Raw genomic sequence first — 16255 nt, forward strand, 5'->3', positions numbered from 1 at the left:
AAATTTGTACATGCTTAAACAAGTGAAAATGTACATGATCATCTTGACATTTACATTTTAATGAAGAGTTTATTAAAACAAGAGCGAAAGGACATAACAGTTCAGTAGAAAGTTATATAAAAAAGGTTATAGATCCGTTAGAAAACCTTTTTACGAAAAAGTATAAATGTATTGTTTTATGGTTTGGTGAAGATATGTTTTGCCAAATGAACCTACTTACCATACTTTCTCATCTTGAACAGTCTGCTTATGAAGGGAAGGTATACTTAAATAGCTTTAGAGAGGATGAATTTAAAGTAAATCAAATTGAACTTGAATTGGGGAATTATTCTTCTATATACAATGAAGTATTAGTAAACCATAAAAAGACCTCTCATAAAGTACCACCTGTAATGTATCAGGCTATAGACTTATTTTTAGAAATGTTAACAGAAGATAATGCAGTAATGAAATTCATCTCTAAAAATAAAGATTTATCAACTCGTGAGTTATTAATAAAGTTGTTTTATCTTTTTCCAACAATCGGATATGGAGATACTCAGTACATAGAGCTAATTAATAAAATAAAGAAGAAAGCTACACCAAAAATATAGGTGCAGCTTTCTTCTTATAATTGCTCAAGTAATTCTAATTCTTTTTCTACAAATAGCATTAGTTCTTTAATTGTTTCACCAGAAAAATCAAAACGAATACCGGCTGCATCATACACTTCTTTTATAGATTGCGAGCTTCCTAGTGATAATGCCTTTTTATAATTATCTAGTGCTTGTTTAGGATTTTCTTTATATTGTTTATACATTTGCAGTGCACCAAGTTGAGCAATTGCATACTCGATATAATAGAATGGTACTTCAAAAATATGAAGTACAGGTAACCAACTCGTTGCTATCCAGTTTTCGTAGCCATCAATATGTATGACGCTAGACTGATAATGTTTTTGAAGTTGTAAGTATTGCTCATTTCTTTCTTCAGAAGTATGACTTGGATTTTCATACAGCCAGTGTTGAAATTGATCGACAATAAGCACAACGGGTAAATATGAAATAACATCTTTAAAGAAGTTAATTTTTGCTTGTTTTAAATCTTTTTTGTCTGTATAGAAGGTATCCCAATAATTAAGCGAGAATAACTCCATTGTCATACTGGCTAGCTCAGCTGTTTCAGCTGGAATTTCTATATACTGTCGTAATTTTAATGGTTTTATGAGTTCGTTATGAATACTATGACCCATTTCATGTATAAAAGTGACAATATCATCTTGTGTATAATTTAAGTTCATAAAAATATAAGGTAATTGTGAAGCTGGTAAGTACTCACAAAAGCCACCAGCTGCTTTTCCTTTGCGGCTTGTTAAATCAAGACAATTGTGTTTAGACATTCGGTTTAAAAGTGCTGAAAATTCAACATCTAGTTTATTAAAGATATGAGTGCTCTTTTCAATTAAATCATTTTCATTTGCAATAGGTTTAAGTACTTTTTGATCTGGAGTTACAGCTGATACATCCCACGGGCAAAGCGTATCCAATTGCAGTTTATCTTTTTTCTCTAGCAATATTTTATCTTTAAGAGGCACAACATACTTACGTATGGATTCAGCTAGTTCATAGCAATCTTTCGCTGAATAATCAAAACGCTCGTATTTTTTGAACATATAATCGCGATAATTCTCTAGTTGAATATTTTTTGCTTTTTGATGGCGAATTTCAATTAATTGATTTAATATGTTTTGGAGTTCTTTTTCAACAGATAAAAATATTTCAGAAATAATGGTTTTTGCCTTTTTACGGGTGTCACGATTCGAATCTTGTAAATAGGATTGTAATTCTGTTATCGTTTTTTCTTCTCCGTCCCAAATTCCACTTAATCCTCCAGTGATTTCAAAGTACTCTGTGACTAATTTGTCTTCCTTTATTTCTAATTCGATATTTTCCTCACAAAATAACTTTTGAGCATTTTTTATTTTTGTATCTAATAAACCATATACGTTAGAATCTAATTCCATTCGAAAAGGTGACTCTAAATATTTATTATCCAATAAATTTTGGTACCGCTTTAAAAGTGGCTTTACAAATTGTTGATCATGTTCAAAAGTATCCTTTATTTCTTCATCATCCGTATTACATTGAAAGGCGATGTAATGTGATCTTAATTGTTCTTCGATGTCCCAAATTACTTTTGACTGCTCTTTTAACCAATTTTCAAGGTCTAGTTTTGAAGAAATCATTTTATTTAATAAAGTCGAAAGAGTTTTTTCCAATTGTAGTACATTACTAATATCAATCGTATTTACACGTTGCATTATATATCCCTCACTTTTTATTTATTCATGGAGATATTCTATTTATTAACTGTAATTCCCTTGTTAAGTGGGGGAAATGTGAAATAATGTTAAATTTAATAATTAAAGAAGGTATTTATATGTCAAAGTAAAAAGTTTATCGTAAATGAAAATGTGTGGAGGGGTGCTACATGAGAAAGGGAAAGAAGTTACTAGTATTTTTATTTCCACTTGCTTTATTATGTGCCTGTGAGAATGACATTGAAGATGCTAAAAGTGAAGATTCTATAGTGATGGATATTGTTACAGCGACAGTAAAGGAGGAATCTTTTTTTAGTGCTGCTATAAGAGATGAAAAAGAAAGAATATTAGATTTAGAGATTGTTGATAGCGAAGATAGTAACGAAATAAAAAATGATATTAATAAAAGATTGGCGATACAAGGTGTAACGGCTTATAAAATCAATATAACTCAAAGAAATAGAGAAGTTGTAAAGGCAGAGAGTAGATGGAATCAAGTTTTTGGACATATATTTGATGACGCATTCAGAAAAAACGGATATGAAGGGTTTAGTATTCAGCAAATAAATTATATAAAGAATCAACCTGTTACCATTGATATAAAAACTAAGATTAGCGATGATGAAGTAGGGGCGAGAGAACTTGGGCAGAAAATAGAAAAAGAAGTTGAAGGTGTACTTAAAACAGAAGCAGTAAAGAAATGGATTGAAAATGATTTATATGCTATTGGGATTTACGATATAGATGATCGGAAAATTAACTAATTGAGGAATGAATGCTATATGAATAGAAAACCGATGGAATCAAATATAGAATTGCTGGAGGAGGTGTAATATGTATAAGTATTTACATATTTTAAATGACATTGAAAATAAGATTCAAAATGGAGATATAAAAGAAGGAAAGAAATTACCGTCTATACGGTCACTCGTTACGCAATATGAATGTAATAAGGCAACAGTTATACGTGCGCTTCATGAATTAGAAAAGCGTCACATTATATATTCTGTCCCTCAAAGTGGATACTACGTTGTTAAAAAATCAGAGAATACTATAGAAAATAACGAGATAATTGATTTTGCTTCCTCAGCACCAGATCCAGATGTTTTTCCGTATTTAGATTTTCAACATTGTATTAATAAGGCTATTGATACGTATAAAAATGATTTATTTGTATATGGAACGCCGAAAGGGTTACCATCTTTAATACCAGTTATTCAAAAACAATTAGCAAATTATCAAGTCTTTACAAAAGAAGAAAATATTTTTATAACATCAGGTGTTCAGCAGGCACTTGCTATATTAACTTCTATACCATTTCCGAATGGAAATGAAACCATATTAATTGAACAGCCAACATATCATCTATATATTGATTATCTAGAAATAAATAAAGTTCCTGTAATCGGTATTAAACGTTCGAATGAAGGTATCGATTTGAATGAATTGGAGCAAATTTTTCAAACTGGAAAAATAAAATTCTTTTATACGATACCGAGATATCATCATCCGCTTGGAACTTCTTATTCTAAAGATGAGAAAGAAAAAATCGCACTATTGGCTAAGAAATACAATGTATTTATAGTGGAAGATGATTATTTAGCAGATTTAGAAACTGATTCAAAAGCAGATCCGTTATATAGCTTGGATAATTGTAGTCATGTCATATATTTGAAAAGTTATTCGAAGATTATTTTTCCAGGTTTACGGGTTGGAGTTGCAGTCATCCCACCATCCATTGCAAATGCTTTCTATACATACAAAAAGATACTAGATATTGATAGTCCGATGATTTCTCAAGCGGCTTTAGAAATTTATATAAAGAGCGGTATGTTTGAACGTCATAAAACTAAAATTAATTCTTCCTACTACAATAGATCAATAACACTAGCAAAAACATTAGAAAAAGTGCAAAATGAAAATCCATCATTATTTACATATAATAGACAAAACCCATTTGGAATACACACTTGTTTAGAGATGCAGAAAAACACAGTTACAGACACACTTATACAAAAATTAGGTGATATTCAAATAAGTGTCGATACTATTGATAAGAATTATATGAGGAATTTTCCTAAAGAAAAACTGTTAAAGTTAAATGTTTCGAATGTAAAAGAAGATAAGATTGAAGAAGGTATTCGCAAAGTAATTGAGGAAATCAAGCAATCAGGACAGTTGAATTTTCAGTTCAAAAAAGAATAATTTGAATTAGGAGGTTTGTTGTGAGGCGCAAAATCATTCTCTTGTTTGTATGTATCACTATAATAATTGGAGTAATGGTTGTGACTAAATATTATAAAAAAGAGGATCAATGCATAGCAGTTGCTAAGTATTCAAGGGGTATTATCGTAGATGAAAATAACAAACCTATATCAGATGTGAAAATTTATGAAGATTCTATTGAAAGTAAGGTACGTAGTATTTCAAATGCACAAGGTGAATTCGAAATACTAGATGGGGTTTGTGGTGAGATTGTTTTACAATTAGTTACTCCAGATGGAGAAATCTATACGAGAAAATATGATAGTAAGTATATACCGGAAGTTATAAAGCTGAATCATAAAAATAAAAGTGAATAAGATGAAACCATTACGGAGAAAAGTAGCAGTTGTGGCCAGAGCAATTATATATGTAATTGGATAATTATATATTTTTTAAGAGCACTCTTAGCAAAGAGTGCTCTTTTTCATCAATGTAAATATTTACTTATCATCTTTTTAAAGTGATTTTTATCATAATTTACATATTGCGTAGCTGTATTTCGTATTGGATCTCCGGCATAAAATCTTTCATACAATTCGTGTCTAGATCCTAATGGACTTCCGATGATATCCCAGGCTAACTTAAATAATTTTGTGCGTTGTTCGGCATCTATATTCGTTCCTTTAAAGTACTTTTTCAATAAATCAGCTATAGGACTCTGGAAGTCATTGGAGCTCGAAGGAAGTTGAATGAACCCACCTGCTCCAATTAATTGTAAAATTTCTATTGCACGGGGATAATATTTGGAACCAAGATTCCTTGCAGTTTCGATATATTTAAAATTCGGCAAATAAGTTTTCGTTTCATTTGTAGTACCTTCAACTTCTGCAGCAATTAAAAGTGCGCGAATTGTTTCGATTTGCATAATTAATTCCCCAAGCTTCTCTTGAACATGCAAATAAGTAGTAGCACCGATCGCTTCAGCAATTTCACAAGCAATTGCAGTTATAAATTCTAGCTTTACTACTAATCGTACAATTGCTTGGTGATAAGCTAAACTACTAGAAGCTACATCTGACTTTATTGCCCATAACGCTTCAGGGTTGTTATATAGTAAGACGCGTTCCCATGGTACAAATACATTATCAAAGATTAATAGTGCATCCATTTCATCGTACTGTGAGCTAAGAGGGGAATCAACTGTACTTGAGTTTGTATTCGCAAATGCTTCTCTACAAACCATATGTAATCCAGGGGAATTGGCTGCCACAATGAGAAAGTGAGCTAAATCTTTTTGAGTGTCAGTCAGCTTTGCTAATGGATAAATTAATAAATCATTTGAATAGGGTGAAGCGGTTCCTATCATTTTTGCACCATTTAAATAAATTCCATCAGAAGTTTCCTTCGTAACTCTTAGTAACCCTAAATCTTTTGCATTCAACATTGATTCTGTGGAGCGATTTATTTGTGGATCACGTTGAACTACACTTAAAAACAAGTGCTTATCTCTCGCTCCTTCATAATAAGATGTGATTTTATCTGGAAACTGCGCATCAAATTTTTTATAAAAATATCTTGATACGTACCAGCCAGTAAGTCTCGACCTTGCGTAATCAGATAATCTACTCATTACGCCGTCTGTAGCATAACTCCACGTTTCAAATGCAGTTCTTCTCATTAATAATTCATTATAGGAATTCGGGACTAAAAATGCTGTATGAACAAATTCTTTCGTTTTTGGGCTCACATATCCAATAGAATCTCTCCGTATGGGATCATCAAATAACGAAAATAAATTAGAAATGGTACATAGTGTCCCTGCAAAATTGTTGTCTGTAGTTACATCTACTTTTTTTCCATAGAGCCAAACATTTCGACCATCTTGTAAGCTCTTTATATAGTGATCCTTTAAATTTTGCATATTTCCTCCTTTTAAAGACTACTCATATATTTGTACATCTTTTAATGGTGGGGAATATACATGAAATGTTATTGCTGTTGAATCTGTAGCGTTATACATTTTATGCACAGTATCTTTTTTTACGGTGAAAATATTTCCCTCTGTAAACTCTTCAATCCGCTCGCTATTATTTTCGTACGTTATATTTTGTAGTGTACCATTGACTATTAGTATACATCCTACAGATATTCCGTGATCGTGCACAAAAGTCTTTGCTTTGCTGGGGAAATTTAATACTAAAATCTCTACAAATTCAGACTGATAGATAACGTTCCTTCCATATTCCAGATTAACTGGTGAAGTAATAAAAGGAGATATTTTATGAAGTGAAATATTTAATGATTGAATAGCGTGTATTAAATTGACCGTATGGTAGTTACATAGGTTATTAAACGTTTTTTGTATGTTATGAATCAATTGCATGTAAAACTTCCTCCTAAGCATGTACAGTAAAAGAAAACTTAATCTAATATTATATAGAGCGTATTGAATTACATAATATTGTATTGAAACATTTCCAAAAAGTGACTTCTTTTACTCAGGAAGTTTATTTGATTTGAAAATTATGGTAATTATTCCCGTTAAAATGATATGCTTGAACTATATATTTTTTATCCCGTTAAATCCCGACTGGTGAGGGCTGATAATCAGTGGAGGATGAACAAAACCCCCACAGATTAAAGTTTCACTTTATTGGAAAGGTGATGAAATAAATGGCAGTTCTTTTAGTGGAAAATCTATATCAAATGTCTATTGTTTTACTGATTTTATGTTCATTTTGTTTTTATAGATATTTAAAGAAAATAAAAAGGGAAAGAAAGCTTACAGGTTTTGAAATTACGATGTATATCGTGACACAACTTGCGTATTTCATTTGGGCGGCAACAATTTTTCTTAAAATGTTATCAGAATAGTAATGTTGTTAAACAATAGTGAAATAGAATAGGTTATCTATATTTTTCTAATACAGAAAGAAGGCGGAGTATGTACAACTCCTATATTTAAAATATTGGTTTTTAAGTGTTCTGATTTTGAATATTAAGTTTCCTTCTTTTTAATTAGAAATTATGAGTATCTTATGATTTTAATGATATCGTTTATGTTTGGATTAGATTACACATTCTCAATCCTTTATAGTGTCTCTACACCAATAATATAATTATTGGGGAGGGCCGAGATAAGTTTGTATTAAAGAATGATGGTTGGCTAGTTAGAATGACCAATTGAGACTCTTTAGTTTACTCATTAAAAGGAGAAGCTTTAAGAATCTACATTAAATATATAATATTCGGATTCGCTATGTTGGTTGTAACATGAGGTTTTAATGAATTCTCGATAAAAGAGCACATTTTTATATGTGCTCCATTCCATTTAATTGTCGTGTATATTTTCGATATATAAATTCGTAAATTTTATATTTTAAAGTGGCGTAAAGGGGTATTTGTATATGGTGAAATCTGTTTTAAATATATCTTCAACTAATTGGGTGGTTTCGGCGTCATAAAAACTATCATATGTTGGGACCCGTGGAAATAAGGGATCTATAATGTCAGCATCTGCGTAGTCCCCCTTAAAATTAGCATAGTCGTTCTGATGGTGCCATGATTTTTCCAATAAATCTAAAGGTGATTTTTTTAATCCATATTGATCTTCTAGTTTCGCGATTTTCTTAGAATAGTTTTCTAGGTAGATATAATTAGTTACAAAACGTTCCTCGTCTTGTATATATTGCGGAGCGTAGTGCGGGTTTATTAAGTCTGAATTAGAATCAAAAGATTTTAAATAATATAGATAAAGTTTAAAGGAGATTTTCTTATTACAATTCTCATTGCCGTACAGAAATTGACGAATAGGTCTCCATTCCGGATGTTCTATATGGGGTGGTGAAAGGAGTGATAAGAAAGAACTGACTGCTCGTTTATAAGGGTTTCTAACAAGTTTGTATGCTTGTTTTTCTTTAAGCCTTAATTCTGTAGCTACTTGTATATAGTAAAGAAAAGAATTTTTGTATATATCATACTCGTAGTTATGAATAAACGGATCGTAATTAATCGCTTCTTCATATAATCCAATTTGATAAAAGAACCAATTTGTTAGTGAAGTGCAGCCGCTTTTTTGGCTCCAGAATAAAATTAGCGGAAATTCATCGTGGAAGTGTGGCATACGTCCATGTTTAATCATAAAGTTATAAATATCCGTCATTGTCATATACAATCACCGCCTGTTTTCTTTTATCATTATTTATTACTGTATGAAGTAGGCATTTAATATATGAAAATTGGCAATGATACGGATTATATGTTTTTTATTTAAACGTTAATTGAAAATAAAAAAAGAGTGTGCAAATGAATAGGTTCTGAGAAAAAATAGGCTTTATGAGTGTTTAATTACTATACATTGTACGTCTATATTGCGTAAGTGTATAAATGTGAATATTCATAAACCCTTGTCACTGGGATTTTAATTCACATTTACATGAAAATGAATAAATAGATTAAATATTTGTCACATACCTAACAAATGTTTCGTCACATTTATGATTACTAAATGAGGAGGAACATATATGAAGATATTTGTAGCAGGTGCAACTGGTGTAATAGGACGTTCTTTATTGCCAATGTTAATAAAAAATGGGCATACGGTGTTTGCGATGATTCGTAATACTTCGCAAGTAGAAGCAATGAAAAAGATTGGTGCCATACCAGTAATAGCTGATGTATTTAATAGAAAGGCTGTGTTTTCTGTATTAGAAGAAACAAATCCCGATGTAGTTATTCATCAATTAACGTCATTGTCTTCATGGAATTTTGAGGATAATGCAAAAATTAGAACAAAAGGCACTCGTAACCTTGTCGATGCCGCTAAGAATGTAGGGGTACAGAAAATAATCGCTCAAAGTATTTCATGGGCGTATGAACCAGGGGAGACATTTGCGACTGAAAAAGACTCACTACATATTACTGCTTCTATGCCTCGGCAAGTCACTGTTAATGGCATATTGAAATTAGAAGAAGCTGTTACTGAGTTACCTGAATCGGTTATACTTCGTTACGGCACATTATACGGACCAGGAACATGGTATGCGGAAAACGGATTAATAGCAAATCAAGTTCGTAATAATGAAATTATCGCATCAGACGGGATAAGCTCGTTTATACATGTTGAAGATGCTGCAAGAGCTACTATGCTAGCCCTTAATTGGCCTTCAGGAATCGTAAATATTGTAGATAATTATCCAGCAACTAGTAAAGAATGGTTACCAATATATGCAGCAGCGATAGGGGCACCTAAGCCTAAAGTTCAAGATGGGAAAAATAGTTGGGAAAGAGGAGCTTCAAATAATAAGGCACGTAAAGAGTATGGATGGACACCTTTATTTCCATCATGGTCTGAAGGGTTTAACAACTTGATAGGTAAGTAAAATACACCTTTAATGGGAATGGTAGTAATATTCACCATTAAAGGATTGGGTTATTATGAATGTAATTTGGGAAAGTATTATATTAACTCTTACTGGAATAATTGTTTTGAAAATGACAGGTAGTACATCTGTCAGCCAAATGACAAGAGCTGAAATAATTATAGTTGTTTCAATTGGCCGTATTATTGTAGAACCTGTATTAAGTAGAAAAGTAGTCCCATCTCTATTTGCAGCTATCATATTTGCAAGCATACTACTTACCATTCATTTCTTTGAATTGAAATCAAGGAAGGTGGAACAATTCCTAAATGGAAGTAGCATTATAATTGTTGAAAACGGAGAGATTGTAAAAGAGAATTTGATGCAGGCAAAAATGTCGGAACAACAACTTTATATGCAATTAAGAGAAAAAGGGATTCATGATGTGAAGAGTTTACAGCAAGTTACAGCGGAACCGAATGGGCGTATTGGTTATCAATTAATAAAAGAAGCACAACCAATAACTTTAGAAATGTTAGAAAAAGTATTAGATCGGTACAATATAAAAAGATAATTTCTCATGAGAAACAGCCAATACTACAATAAAAATATTGGCTGTTTTTTTATTTTCTATAAACGTAAGGATTAATAAAATAGGGTAGATTTTTAACCAATCTTTATATTAGATATAGGCTTATTATTATGCTATATTCAATGGTGTTACGATGACTAAGGTAAGTGGTATGAATAGAAGAAAAAACTGTATAGCAAATACAAAAAATGCTTTTAATTTGATACTAAAAATGGATTAGAAATAAGGAGATAGATACATAATGGAATTTTGGGAATCAAGTTTTATTGAAAAACAAACGATGTGGGGATTTGAACCTACAGAATCTGCAATTTTGACAAAAGATTTTTTTCTTGAAAAGAATGTTAAGGATATATTAGTTCCAGGTATTGGATATGGAAGAAATGCAAAGGTTTTTATCGATAATGGTATAAATGTAACAGGTATTGAAATTTCAAAAACAGCCATTGATTTAGCAAAGCAACATGGACTGGAAGATATTAGCGTTTATCACGGTTCGGTAAATGAGATGCCTTTTAATAACAAACTGTATGATGGTATATATAGTCATGCACTTTTGCATTTGTTGAATAAGCAGGAAAGAGAGCAATTTATTAAAGATTGTTATAATCAGCTAAAACCAGGTGGATATATGGTTTTCACAACTGTTTCTCAAAAAGCTCCAATGTTTGGCAAGGGAAAACAGTTGGATAAAGACTATTTCGAAATAATGGAAGGAGTAAAAATGTTCTTCTATAATTCTGAATCTATAAAACGAGATTTTAATAAATATGGACTAGTACAAGTTTCCGAAATTGATGAACCAAATAAGCACATGGAAAATAAACCTTCAATCAATTTCTTAATGATAAAATGCCAGAAGGAACTATAAATAAAAGTTTTTAAATATTTCTAAAGATGTTTATATATTGATCATGCACAAATAAAAAGGACAAGCATATAGTATAAATACCTCTTAACTTTAAGTAACCTTAACTTTCGTTAATAGGTTATCTCAAAATCCCCGAAAAGAGCACTTGCGGAAACAAGTGCTCTTTCATTTGGAATTTTACACCATAAATATTGCATAAAATGTTAAACTGAAAAGAACACTTGTTTTAATTAAGAGTGTAGCATATGAATGGAGTGTTATTGAATGCAAACAAGAAAAGCCTATCTATATGTATTTGACACTATGTCTGATTGGGAGTACGGACATTTAATTGCTGAACTTAATACAGGGAGATATTTCAAAAAAGATGTAGCGCCTTTTAAAGTTGTAACAGTTGGAATAAATAAAGAAACGATTATTTCAATGGGGGGCTTGAATATAAAGCCGGATATTTCCCTAGATGAATGTATCCTTGAGAGTAACGATTTATTAATTTTACCTGGAGGGAATACTTGGAGTGAAGAAATACATAAACCTATTTTGAAAACAGTTGGTGAAGCTTTAAAAATTGGTACAATTGTAGCAGCAATTTGCGGTGCAACTATAGGTCTTGCAAATTACGGTTACTTAAATTCTAGAAAGCATACAAGTAATAGTTTAGATTATATGAAGATGGTTTGTCCTAATTATAATGGAGAAAATTTTTATGAAATGGGACCTGTAGCAACCAGTGAAAATCTTATTACTGCATCGGGTGTAGCGCCTCTAGAATGTGCAATGGAAGTACTGAAAAAATTAGATGTATTTGCGCCGGATACACTTCATTCATGGTATAAATTGAATGAGACTCATGAAGCAGAATATTTCTTCCAGTTAATGAATTCAATTAATAGCTGAGTAGTATTTCGAATGAAAAGTATATTTTAGATGATGCGAAAAATAATAACAAAATAATTTTATGAAAATAAAAGGTAAGGGTATTCCTATGAATATATGAGGAAATATCCTTACTTTTTATAGTATTATTTCTGAACGACAAACGTAATGGCATTTGTTTTTAATTGAATGTGTCTTTCATTTCGAACAATATCATAAGCTAATTCTTTTATTTCAACTTTTAGTTCTTTCCATTCTTTATAAATGCTTTTTAAAGTACTTATCATTTCTTCGGTTGAAAGATTAATTTCAATTAAAGCTTCTAATTTTTCATTCGTTATTGAATCAATTTCTTGTATGTTAGAGTTAATAATTAAACAATTAATACCACCGTTTTTTGTACCTCTTTTCATAGAGTGGAGTACATTTTTAAAATCTTCTTCTGATCTGACATGCTCTAAACTTGATACTGCAACGATATAGTCATAAGTATTAGGTCTAATATGATAGTTTTCATTTGCTGCTTGTTCTGTTTTTATAACCTCGAATACGTCATGTTCTTTGCTATAAATTTGTAGCTTTGTTAAAGCGGAATCAAGTAAATCAATACATGTAACAGTTCCGCTAGCATTTTTAATCTTTTGTGCAATTGGAATGCTATTTCTACCGACGCCAGAGCCAAGGTCAAGCACTTGTAATTTGTTTTTCTCTTCAAAGTAGTCCATTAAATCCATAACTGTTTTAACCGGCTTGTGAAGCCAAGATCCAGTTTCAAATAGTTTATATTGTTCATAGCAAAGATCGTGATAGTTCTTTTCTTCTTGTCTTATGTAATCGATACGGTTCATATTGTTTCAGCTCCAATATTTTTATTACAAAATGAATAGGTGGGGCAGCCTTTAACATTTGTTTGAATTCGAAAAATACCACCAGCATGTGGATACTCTTTTAATTCGTCATCCGTCATTCTTGTTCTGGCTGTTGTAACATATAAATCAGTTAAGTTAGGCCCACCAAATGTACATGATGTTACATATAACGCAGGAATTGGAATACTTAATATTTGTTCTCCAGTAGAGGGATTCCATCTAGTTATTTTTGAACCTCCCCAATGTGCAATCCATAAACAACCTTCTTCGTCAATTGTCATACCATCAGGTAGACCATCATTTTCAGAGAAAATGATTACATCACTTGGATTATGAATGTCTCCAGTACGTATATTATATTGATAGCGAACCACTTTTTTAGTAGGTGTATCTATAAAGTAAAGGTATGTATGATCAGGTGACCAAGCGATTCCGTTTGAAGTATTTACATGTGAAACTTTTTTCTTTACACTCAAATTATTATGTAAACAATATAAGGAACCTGCAGCATTCATACCGTATGTATCTGTAGTACCTGCCCAGAAACGACCAGCTGGATCACATTTTCCATCATTAAAACGATTTTCTATTAAATGAGGTTCGGGGTCAAAAATATGTGTCAGTTTTTCTGTATTTACATTAATAGAATAAAAGCCGTTTTCCATAGCTAAGAGTAATTTGTCCTCTAAATATGGAACAACACAGCCAATTTGTTGATTGAGAGCGATTACTCGGTTCGTATTGGTAGTAGGATTATATATGCATAATTTTTTCTCCATAATATCAACCCAATATAAAAGTTGCTTTTTTTCATTCCAACATGGTCCTTCAGCTAAACTTGCTTTAACATTTAAAACTAAGTCTATATTACTGAACAAGATGTTCACCTCGCGTTATAAGATATTAATATAATTCGATAAGAATAGAGGTAAACCTTTTAGTCAGAGGATATTATGATTTGTGCTCTAGAAAACTAATCTTCTCAAGTGATTAAAAGGTTTATAAACACGGAGAGGAAAATGCATATGATGTTTTATGAGATTGTTTGCTTTTCTTGTAAGAATATATTTCGTGTTTACGAAGGTAGTGAAAAATATAAGCGATTTAAAGAGAAACCAAAAGGGGCATATTGTTGTGATGAGTGTAGCCACAAAATTCAATTAGAAGCGATAAAGAATTTTTTTAGATAATTTTACGATTTCGATTCGGAAAAGTTTGACAATAAAAGTGTTATAAATTATCATATTAAAAAACTAATATTTAAGGCATAGAAGAGAAGAGTAGTTAAGAAAGAATACGTACAGAGAGCTCTGGTAGCTGAGAAAGAGCGGTATACATCTTAATGAAAAAAGACTTGGAGCTGCGCAAGGAACTAATTTATTTAGGGATGGTGCGACGGGTTCTCCCGTTATAGAGATAGGGTATAAGCATATTTTGCCGTACCTGAAGAGGTTAATATGGTGACATATTAACAAACTGAGGTGGTACCGCGAAGCTAACAACTCTCGTCCTCAAGATGAATAATCTTGGGGGTGGGAGTTTTTTTGTTGCATAAAACTAGAAATGAGAAACAAAAAAATAATTGAGGTGAGTAATATATGCATTGGGCGTATGAAGTAGCACATGAATTAATTAGGAAACATCCAAATAAAGAAACGTTTGTTTGTGCATCTGGAATTAGTCCGTCAGGTTCTGTTCATATTGGGAACTTTCGTGAAATCGTAACGACTTATTTCGTAGTAAGAGCACTTCAAGATTTAGGGAAAAAGACTCGTTTTATATTTTCGTGGGATGATTATGATAGATTTAGAAAAGTTCCAAAAAATATTGATCCATCTTTTGCAAAGTATATTGGTATGTCATACTGTGATATTCCAGATCCGTATGGATGTCATAACTCGTATGCGGAGCATTTTGAAAAAGAGTTTGAAAAATCGCTTCAAGCATTTGGAATTGAAGTAGAATTTATTTATCAACATGATGAATATAGAAGCGGAAGGTATAATGATAATATTTTAGAGGCTTTGTATAAACGAAAAGAAATATATGATATTTTAATGGATTTTAAAACTGGAGAGTGTAGTGAAGAAGAGCGAGAGAGCTTTTATCCAGCTACATTATATTGTGAGAGGTGCGGAAAAGATACAACAACTATTACACATTTTAATGAAGTATTAAAAACAGTCCGGTATGAATGTGAATGCGGAAATGAAAAAGAGTTATCCGTATTAAATACAAAAAAAATGAAATTGAATTGGAAAATCGATTGGCCGATGAGATGGATGATAGAGGATGTTGTTTTTGAACCGGGCGGTAGAGATCATTCATCAGAAACGGGTAGTTATAATGTATCAAAAGAAATTGCAAGGAAAATATTCAATCGAGAAGCGCCTCATTACGTTGCTTACGATTTCATTGGTATTAAAGGGAATCATGAAAAAATGTCTAGTTCTTCAGGGAATAGTATTACACCAAGCGATATATTGAAAGTGTATATACCAGAAGTAATTCTCTTTATGTTTGCAAAATACAAACCAGGCGCTGCTTTTCATATTGGGTTGGATGAAGATGTGATTCGTAATTATACAGAGTATGAACGATTGAAAGATAGTTATGAAAATAAAACGCTCAAAAATGAAGATTTATTTAATGCAATTAAAATCTCTAAAGTTGATAGCGAGTTTAAAGAATATCCGAAATTTAATCAAGTAGCAGGAACGTTACCATTATTAAATTTTGATTCAACTATTTTACAGGGGATATTAAAGAAAATAGATAGGAGCTATGCATTAGATGAAATGAGAGCGATAAGTAATCGCGCAGAGTATTGGATAAGAAACTTTCAATCTGAAAAATTAATCGCGGTAAATCAGGAGAAAAATGCAGAGTTTTACTACACATTAGATGAAAGGCAGAAAGAATGGCTAGTAGAAGTTTGTAAAATACTTCGTTCTAATAAAGATTACTCTAACTTAATGGAGCAATTATATGCGATTTGTCATCATGAAAATAAAAAAATAATGAAAGAAAATCAAAAACAATTATTCACTATTATATATAAGCTCATTATGAATCAATCAAATGGTCCTCGTATACCATTATTAATACATGTGGTAAGCATAGAAAGATTCATCACACTATTAGATTTCTAAAGCACAGTTATAAGCAACGCAAGTACCAAAA

The 16255-nt window shown here is 31.5% G+C and carries 16 protein-coding genes, 1 pseudogene and 1 other annotated feature; of the genes and pseudogenes, 11 read left to right on the top strand and 6 right to left on the bottom strand.

Annotation, left to right across the window (positions count from 1 at the left end; genetic code table 11):
• Positions 1–50: 50 nt before the first annotated feature.
• A pseudogene (locus ACODS7_RS19155) lies at positions 51–593 on the top strand (AraC family transcriptional regulator); the annotation flags it as partial.
• A gap of 14 nt (positions 594–607) precedes the next feature.
• Here the strand turns inward: ACODS7_RS19155 and ACODS7_RS19160 are convergent.
• Entirely contained in the window at positions 608–2299 is a 1692-nt protein-coding gene (locus tag ACODS7_RS19160; RefSeq protein WP_243168760.1) for a M3 family oligoendopeptidase, read from the bottom strand.
• Between the two features lie 170 nt (positions 2300–2469).
• Between ACODS7_RS19160 and ACODS7_RS19165 the strand changes: the two genes are divergently transcribed.
• The 3 genes from ACODS7_RS19165 (at position 2470) to ACODS7_RS19175 (ending at position 4881) form a co-directional block, all read left to right on the top strand.
• Complete coding sequence (locus ACODS7_RS19165) at positions 2470–3063, top strand: DUF4030 domain-containing protein (RefSeq protein WP_043937187.1); 594 nt, start codon at positions 2470–2472, stop codon at positions 3061–3063.
• A gap of 70 nt (positions 3064–3133) precedes the next feature.
• Positions 3134–4504 carry an aminotransferase-like domain-containing protein gene (locus tag ACODS7_RS19170; protein ID WP_224980370.1) on the top strand — a complete coding sequence of 457 codons (1371 nt, stop codon included), beginning with the start codon at positions 3134–3136 and terminating at the stop codon, positions 4502–4504.
• Between the two features lie 20 nt (positions 4505–4524).
• Positions 4525–4881 (top strand): serine/threonine protein kinase, encoded by a 357-nt coding sequence (locus tag ACODS7_RS19175; protein WP_043937189.1) that lies wholly within the window; start codon positions 4525–4527, stop codon positions 4879–4881.
• Between the two features lie 110 nt (positions 4882–4991).
• Here ACODS7_RS19175 and ACODS7_RS19180 read toward each other — a convergent pair whose 3' ends face one another.
• Together ACODS7_RS19180 and ACODS7_RS19185 are read right to left on the bottom strand one after the other, a co-directional pair.
• Entirely contained in the window at positions 4992–6425 is a 1434-nt protein-coding gene (locus ACODS7_RS19180) for a 4-hydroxyphenylacetate 3-hydroxylase family protein (RefSeq protein ID WP_043937190.1), read from the bottom strand.
• Positions 6426–6443: 18 nt separating this feature from the next.
• A complete protein-coding gene (locus ACODS7_RS19185; protein ID WP_043937192.1) occupies positions 6444–6887 on the bottom strand; it encodes a cysteine dioxygenase in 444 nt (147 codons plus the stop codon).
• 290 nt (positions 6888–7177) lie between these two features.
• Between ACODS7_RS19185 and ACODS7_RS19190 the strand changes: the two genes are divergently transcribed.
• A complete protein-coding gene (locus ACODS7_RS19190; RefSeq protein WP_016081525.1) occupies positions 7178–7378 on the top strand; it encodes a hypothetical protein in 201 nt (66 codons plus the stop codon).
• Between the two features lie 505 nt (positions 7379–7883).
• On the opposite strand, the gene ACODS7_RS19195 is transcribed toward ACODS7_RS19190, so the two are convergent.
• Positions 7884–8672 carry a sulfotransferase family 2 domain-containing protein gene (locus ACODS7_RS19195; protein WP_243168761.1) on the bottom strand — a complete coding sequence of 263 codons (789 nt, stop codon included), beginning with the start codon at positions 8670–8672 and terminating at the stop codon, positions 7884–7886.
• 355 nt (positions 8673–9027) lie between these two features.
• Here ACODS7_RS19195 and ACODS7_RS19200 point away from each other — a divergent pair, with 355 nt between their 5' ends.
• The 4 genes from ACODS7_RS19200 to ACODS7_RS19215 all read left to right on the top strand — a co-directional run bounded on the left by ACODS7_RS19200 (position 9028) and on the right by ACODS7_RS19215 (position 12224).
• Positions 9028–9885, top strand: a complete 858-nt coding sequence (locus ACODS7_RS19200; protein ID WP_043937195.1) for an NAD-dependent epimerase/dehydratase family protein — start codon at positions 9028–9030, stop codon at positions 9883–9885.
• Positions 9886–9940: 55 nt separating this feature from the next.
• On the top strand, positions 9941–10438 hold the full coding sequence (locus ACODS7_RS19205) for a DUF421 domain-containing protein (protein WP_029442379.1): 498 nt from the start codon (positions 9941–9943) through the stop codon (positions 10436–10438).
• Between the two features lie 259 nt (positions 10439–10697).
• On the top strand, positions 10698–11327 hold the full coding sequence (locus tag ACODS7_RS19210; RefSeq protein WP_029442380.1) for a class I SAM-dependent methyltransferase: 630 nt from the start codon (positions 10698–10700) through the stop codon (positions 11325–11327).
• Between the two features lie 264 nt (positions 11328–11591).
• Positions 11592–12224, top strand: coding sequence for a type 1 glutamine amidotransferase family protein (locus ACODS7_RS19215; protein WP_029442381.1), 633 nt, complete (start codon positions 11592–11594; stop codon positions 12222–12224).
• A gap of 125 nt (positions 12225–12349) precedes the next feature.
• Here the strand turns inward: ACODS7_RS19215 and ACODS7_RS19220 are convergent, their stop codons facing one another.
• Positions 12350–13051: a class I SAM-dependent methyltransferase gene (locus tag ACODS7_RS19220; protein ID WP_043937196.1), complete on the bottom strand. Its 702-nt coding sequence runs from the start codon at positions 13049–13051 to the stop codon at positions 12350–12352.
• Positions 13048–13950, bottom strand: coding sequence for an SMP-30/gluconolactonase/LRE family protein (locus ACODS7_RS19225; RefSeq protein WP_029442383.1), 903 nt, complete (start codon positions 13948–13950; stop codon positions 13048–13050). The genes ACODS7_RS19220 and ACODS7_RS19225 overlap by 4 nt, the downstream gene beginning before the upstream one ends.
• A 141-nt stretch (positions 13951–14091) precedes the next feature.
• On the opposite strand from ACODS7_RS19225, the gene ACODS7_RS19230 reads away from it, so the two are divergent.
• Together ACODS7_RS19230 and lysS are read left to right on the top strand one after the other, a co-directional pair.
• Positions 14092–14262 (top strand): DUF2197 domain-containing protein, encoded by a 171-nt coding sequence (locus tag ACODS7_RS19230; RefSeq protein WP_000551042.1) that lies wholly within the window; start codon positions 14092–14094, stop codon positions 14260–14262.
• A gap of 69 nt (positions 14263–14331) precedes the next feature.
• Positions 14332–14588 (top strand) — a binding site (T-box leader).
• An 82-nt stretch (positions 14589–14670) separates the two neighbouring features.
• A complete protein-coding gene (lysS, locus tag ACODS7_RS19235) occupies positions 14671–16224 on the top strand; it encodes a lysine--tRNA ligase (protein ID WP_043937198.1) in 1554 nt (517 codons plus the stop codon).
• Positions 16225–16255 lie beyond the last annotated feature (31 nt).

Source organism: Bacillus sp. FG16 (assembly GCF_057809515.1).

Coding starts and splice junctions, on each gene's coding strand:
- ACODS7_RS19160 (WP_243168760.1), bottom strand. CDS start 2,299: ATGCAACGTGTAAATACGATTGATATTAGTAATGTACTACAATTGGAA.
- ACODS7_RS19165 (WP_043937187.1), top strand. CDS start 2,470: ATGAGAAAGGGAAAGAAGTTACTAGTATTTTTATTTCCACTTGCTTTA.
- ACODS7_RS19170 (WP_224980370.1), top strand. CDS start 3,134: ATGTATAAGTATTTACATATTTTAAATGACATTGAAAATAAGATTCAA.
- ACODS7_RS19180 (WP_043937190.1), bottom strand. CDS start 6,425: ATGCAAAATTTAAAGGATCACTATATAAAGAGCTTACAAGATGGTCGA.
- ACODS7_RS19185 (WP_043937192.1), bottom strand. CDS start 6,887: ATGCAATTGATTCATAACATACAAAAAACGTTTAATAACCTATGTAAC.
- ACODS7_RS19190 (WP_016081525.1), top strand. CDS start 7,178: ATGGCAGTTCTTTTAGTGGAAAATCTATATCAAATGTCTATTGTTTTA.
- ACODS7_RS19195 (WP_243168761.1), bottom strand. CDS start 8,672: ATGACAATGACGGATATTTATAACTTTATGATTAAACATGGACGTATG.
- ACODS7_RS19200 (WP_043937195.1), top strand. CDS start 9,028: ATGAAGATATTTGTAGCAGGTGCAACTGGTGTAATAGGACGTTCTTTA.
- ACODS7_RS19205 (WP_029442379.1), top strand. CDS start 9,941: ATGAATGTAATTTGGGAAAGTATTATATTAACTCTTACTGGAATAATT.
- ACODS7_RS19210 (WP_029442380.1), top strand. CDS start 10,698: ATGGAATTTTGGGAATCAAGTTTTATTGAAAAACAAACGATGTGGGGA.
- ACODS7_RS19215 (WP_029442381.1), top strand. CDS start 11,592: ATGCAAACAAGAAAAGCCTATCTATATGTATTTGACACTATGTCTGAT.
- ACODS7_RS19220 (WP_043937196.1), bottom strand. CDS start 13,051: ATGAACCGTATCGATTACATAAGACAAGAAGAAAAGAACTATCACGAT.
- ACODS7_RS19230 (WP_000551042.1), top strand. CDS start 14,092: ATGCATATGATGTTTTATGAGATTGTTTGCTTTTCTTGTAAGAATATA.
- lysS (WP_043937198.1), top strand. CDS start 14,671: ATGCATTGGGCGTATGAAGTAGCACATGAATTAATTAGGAAACATCCA.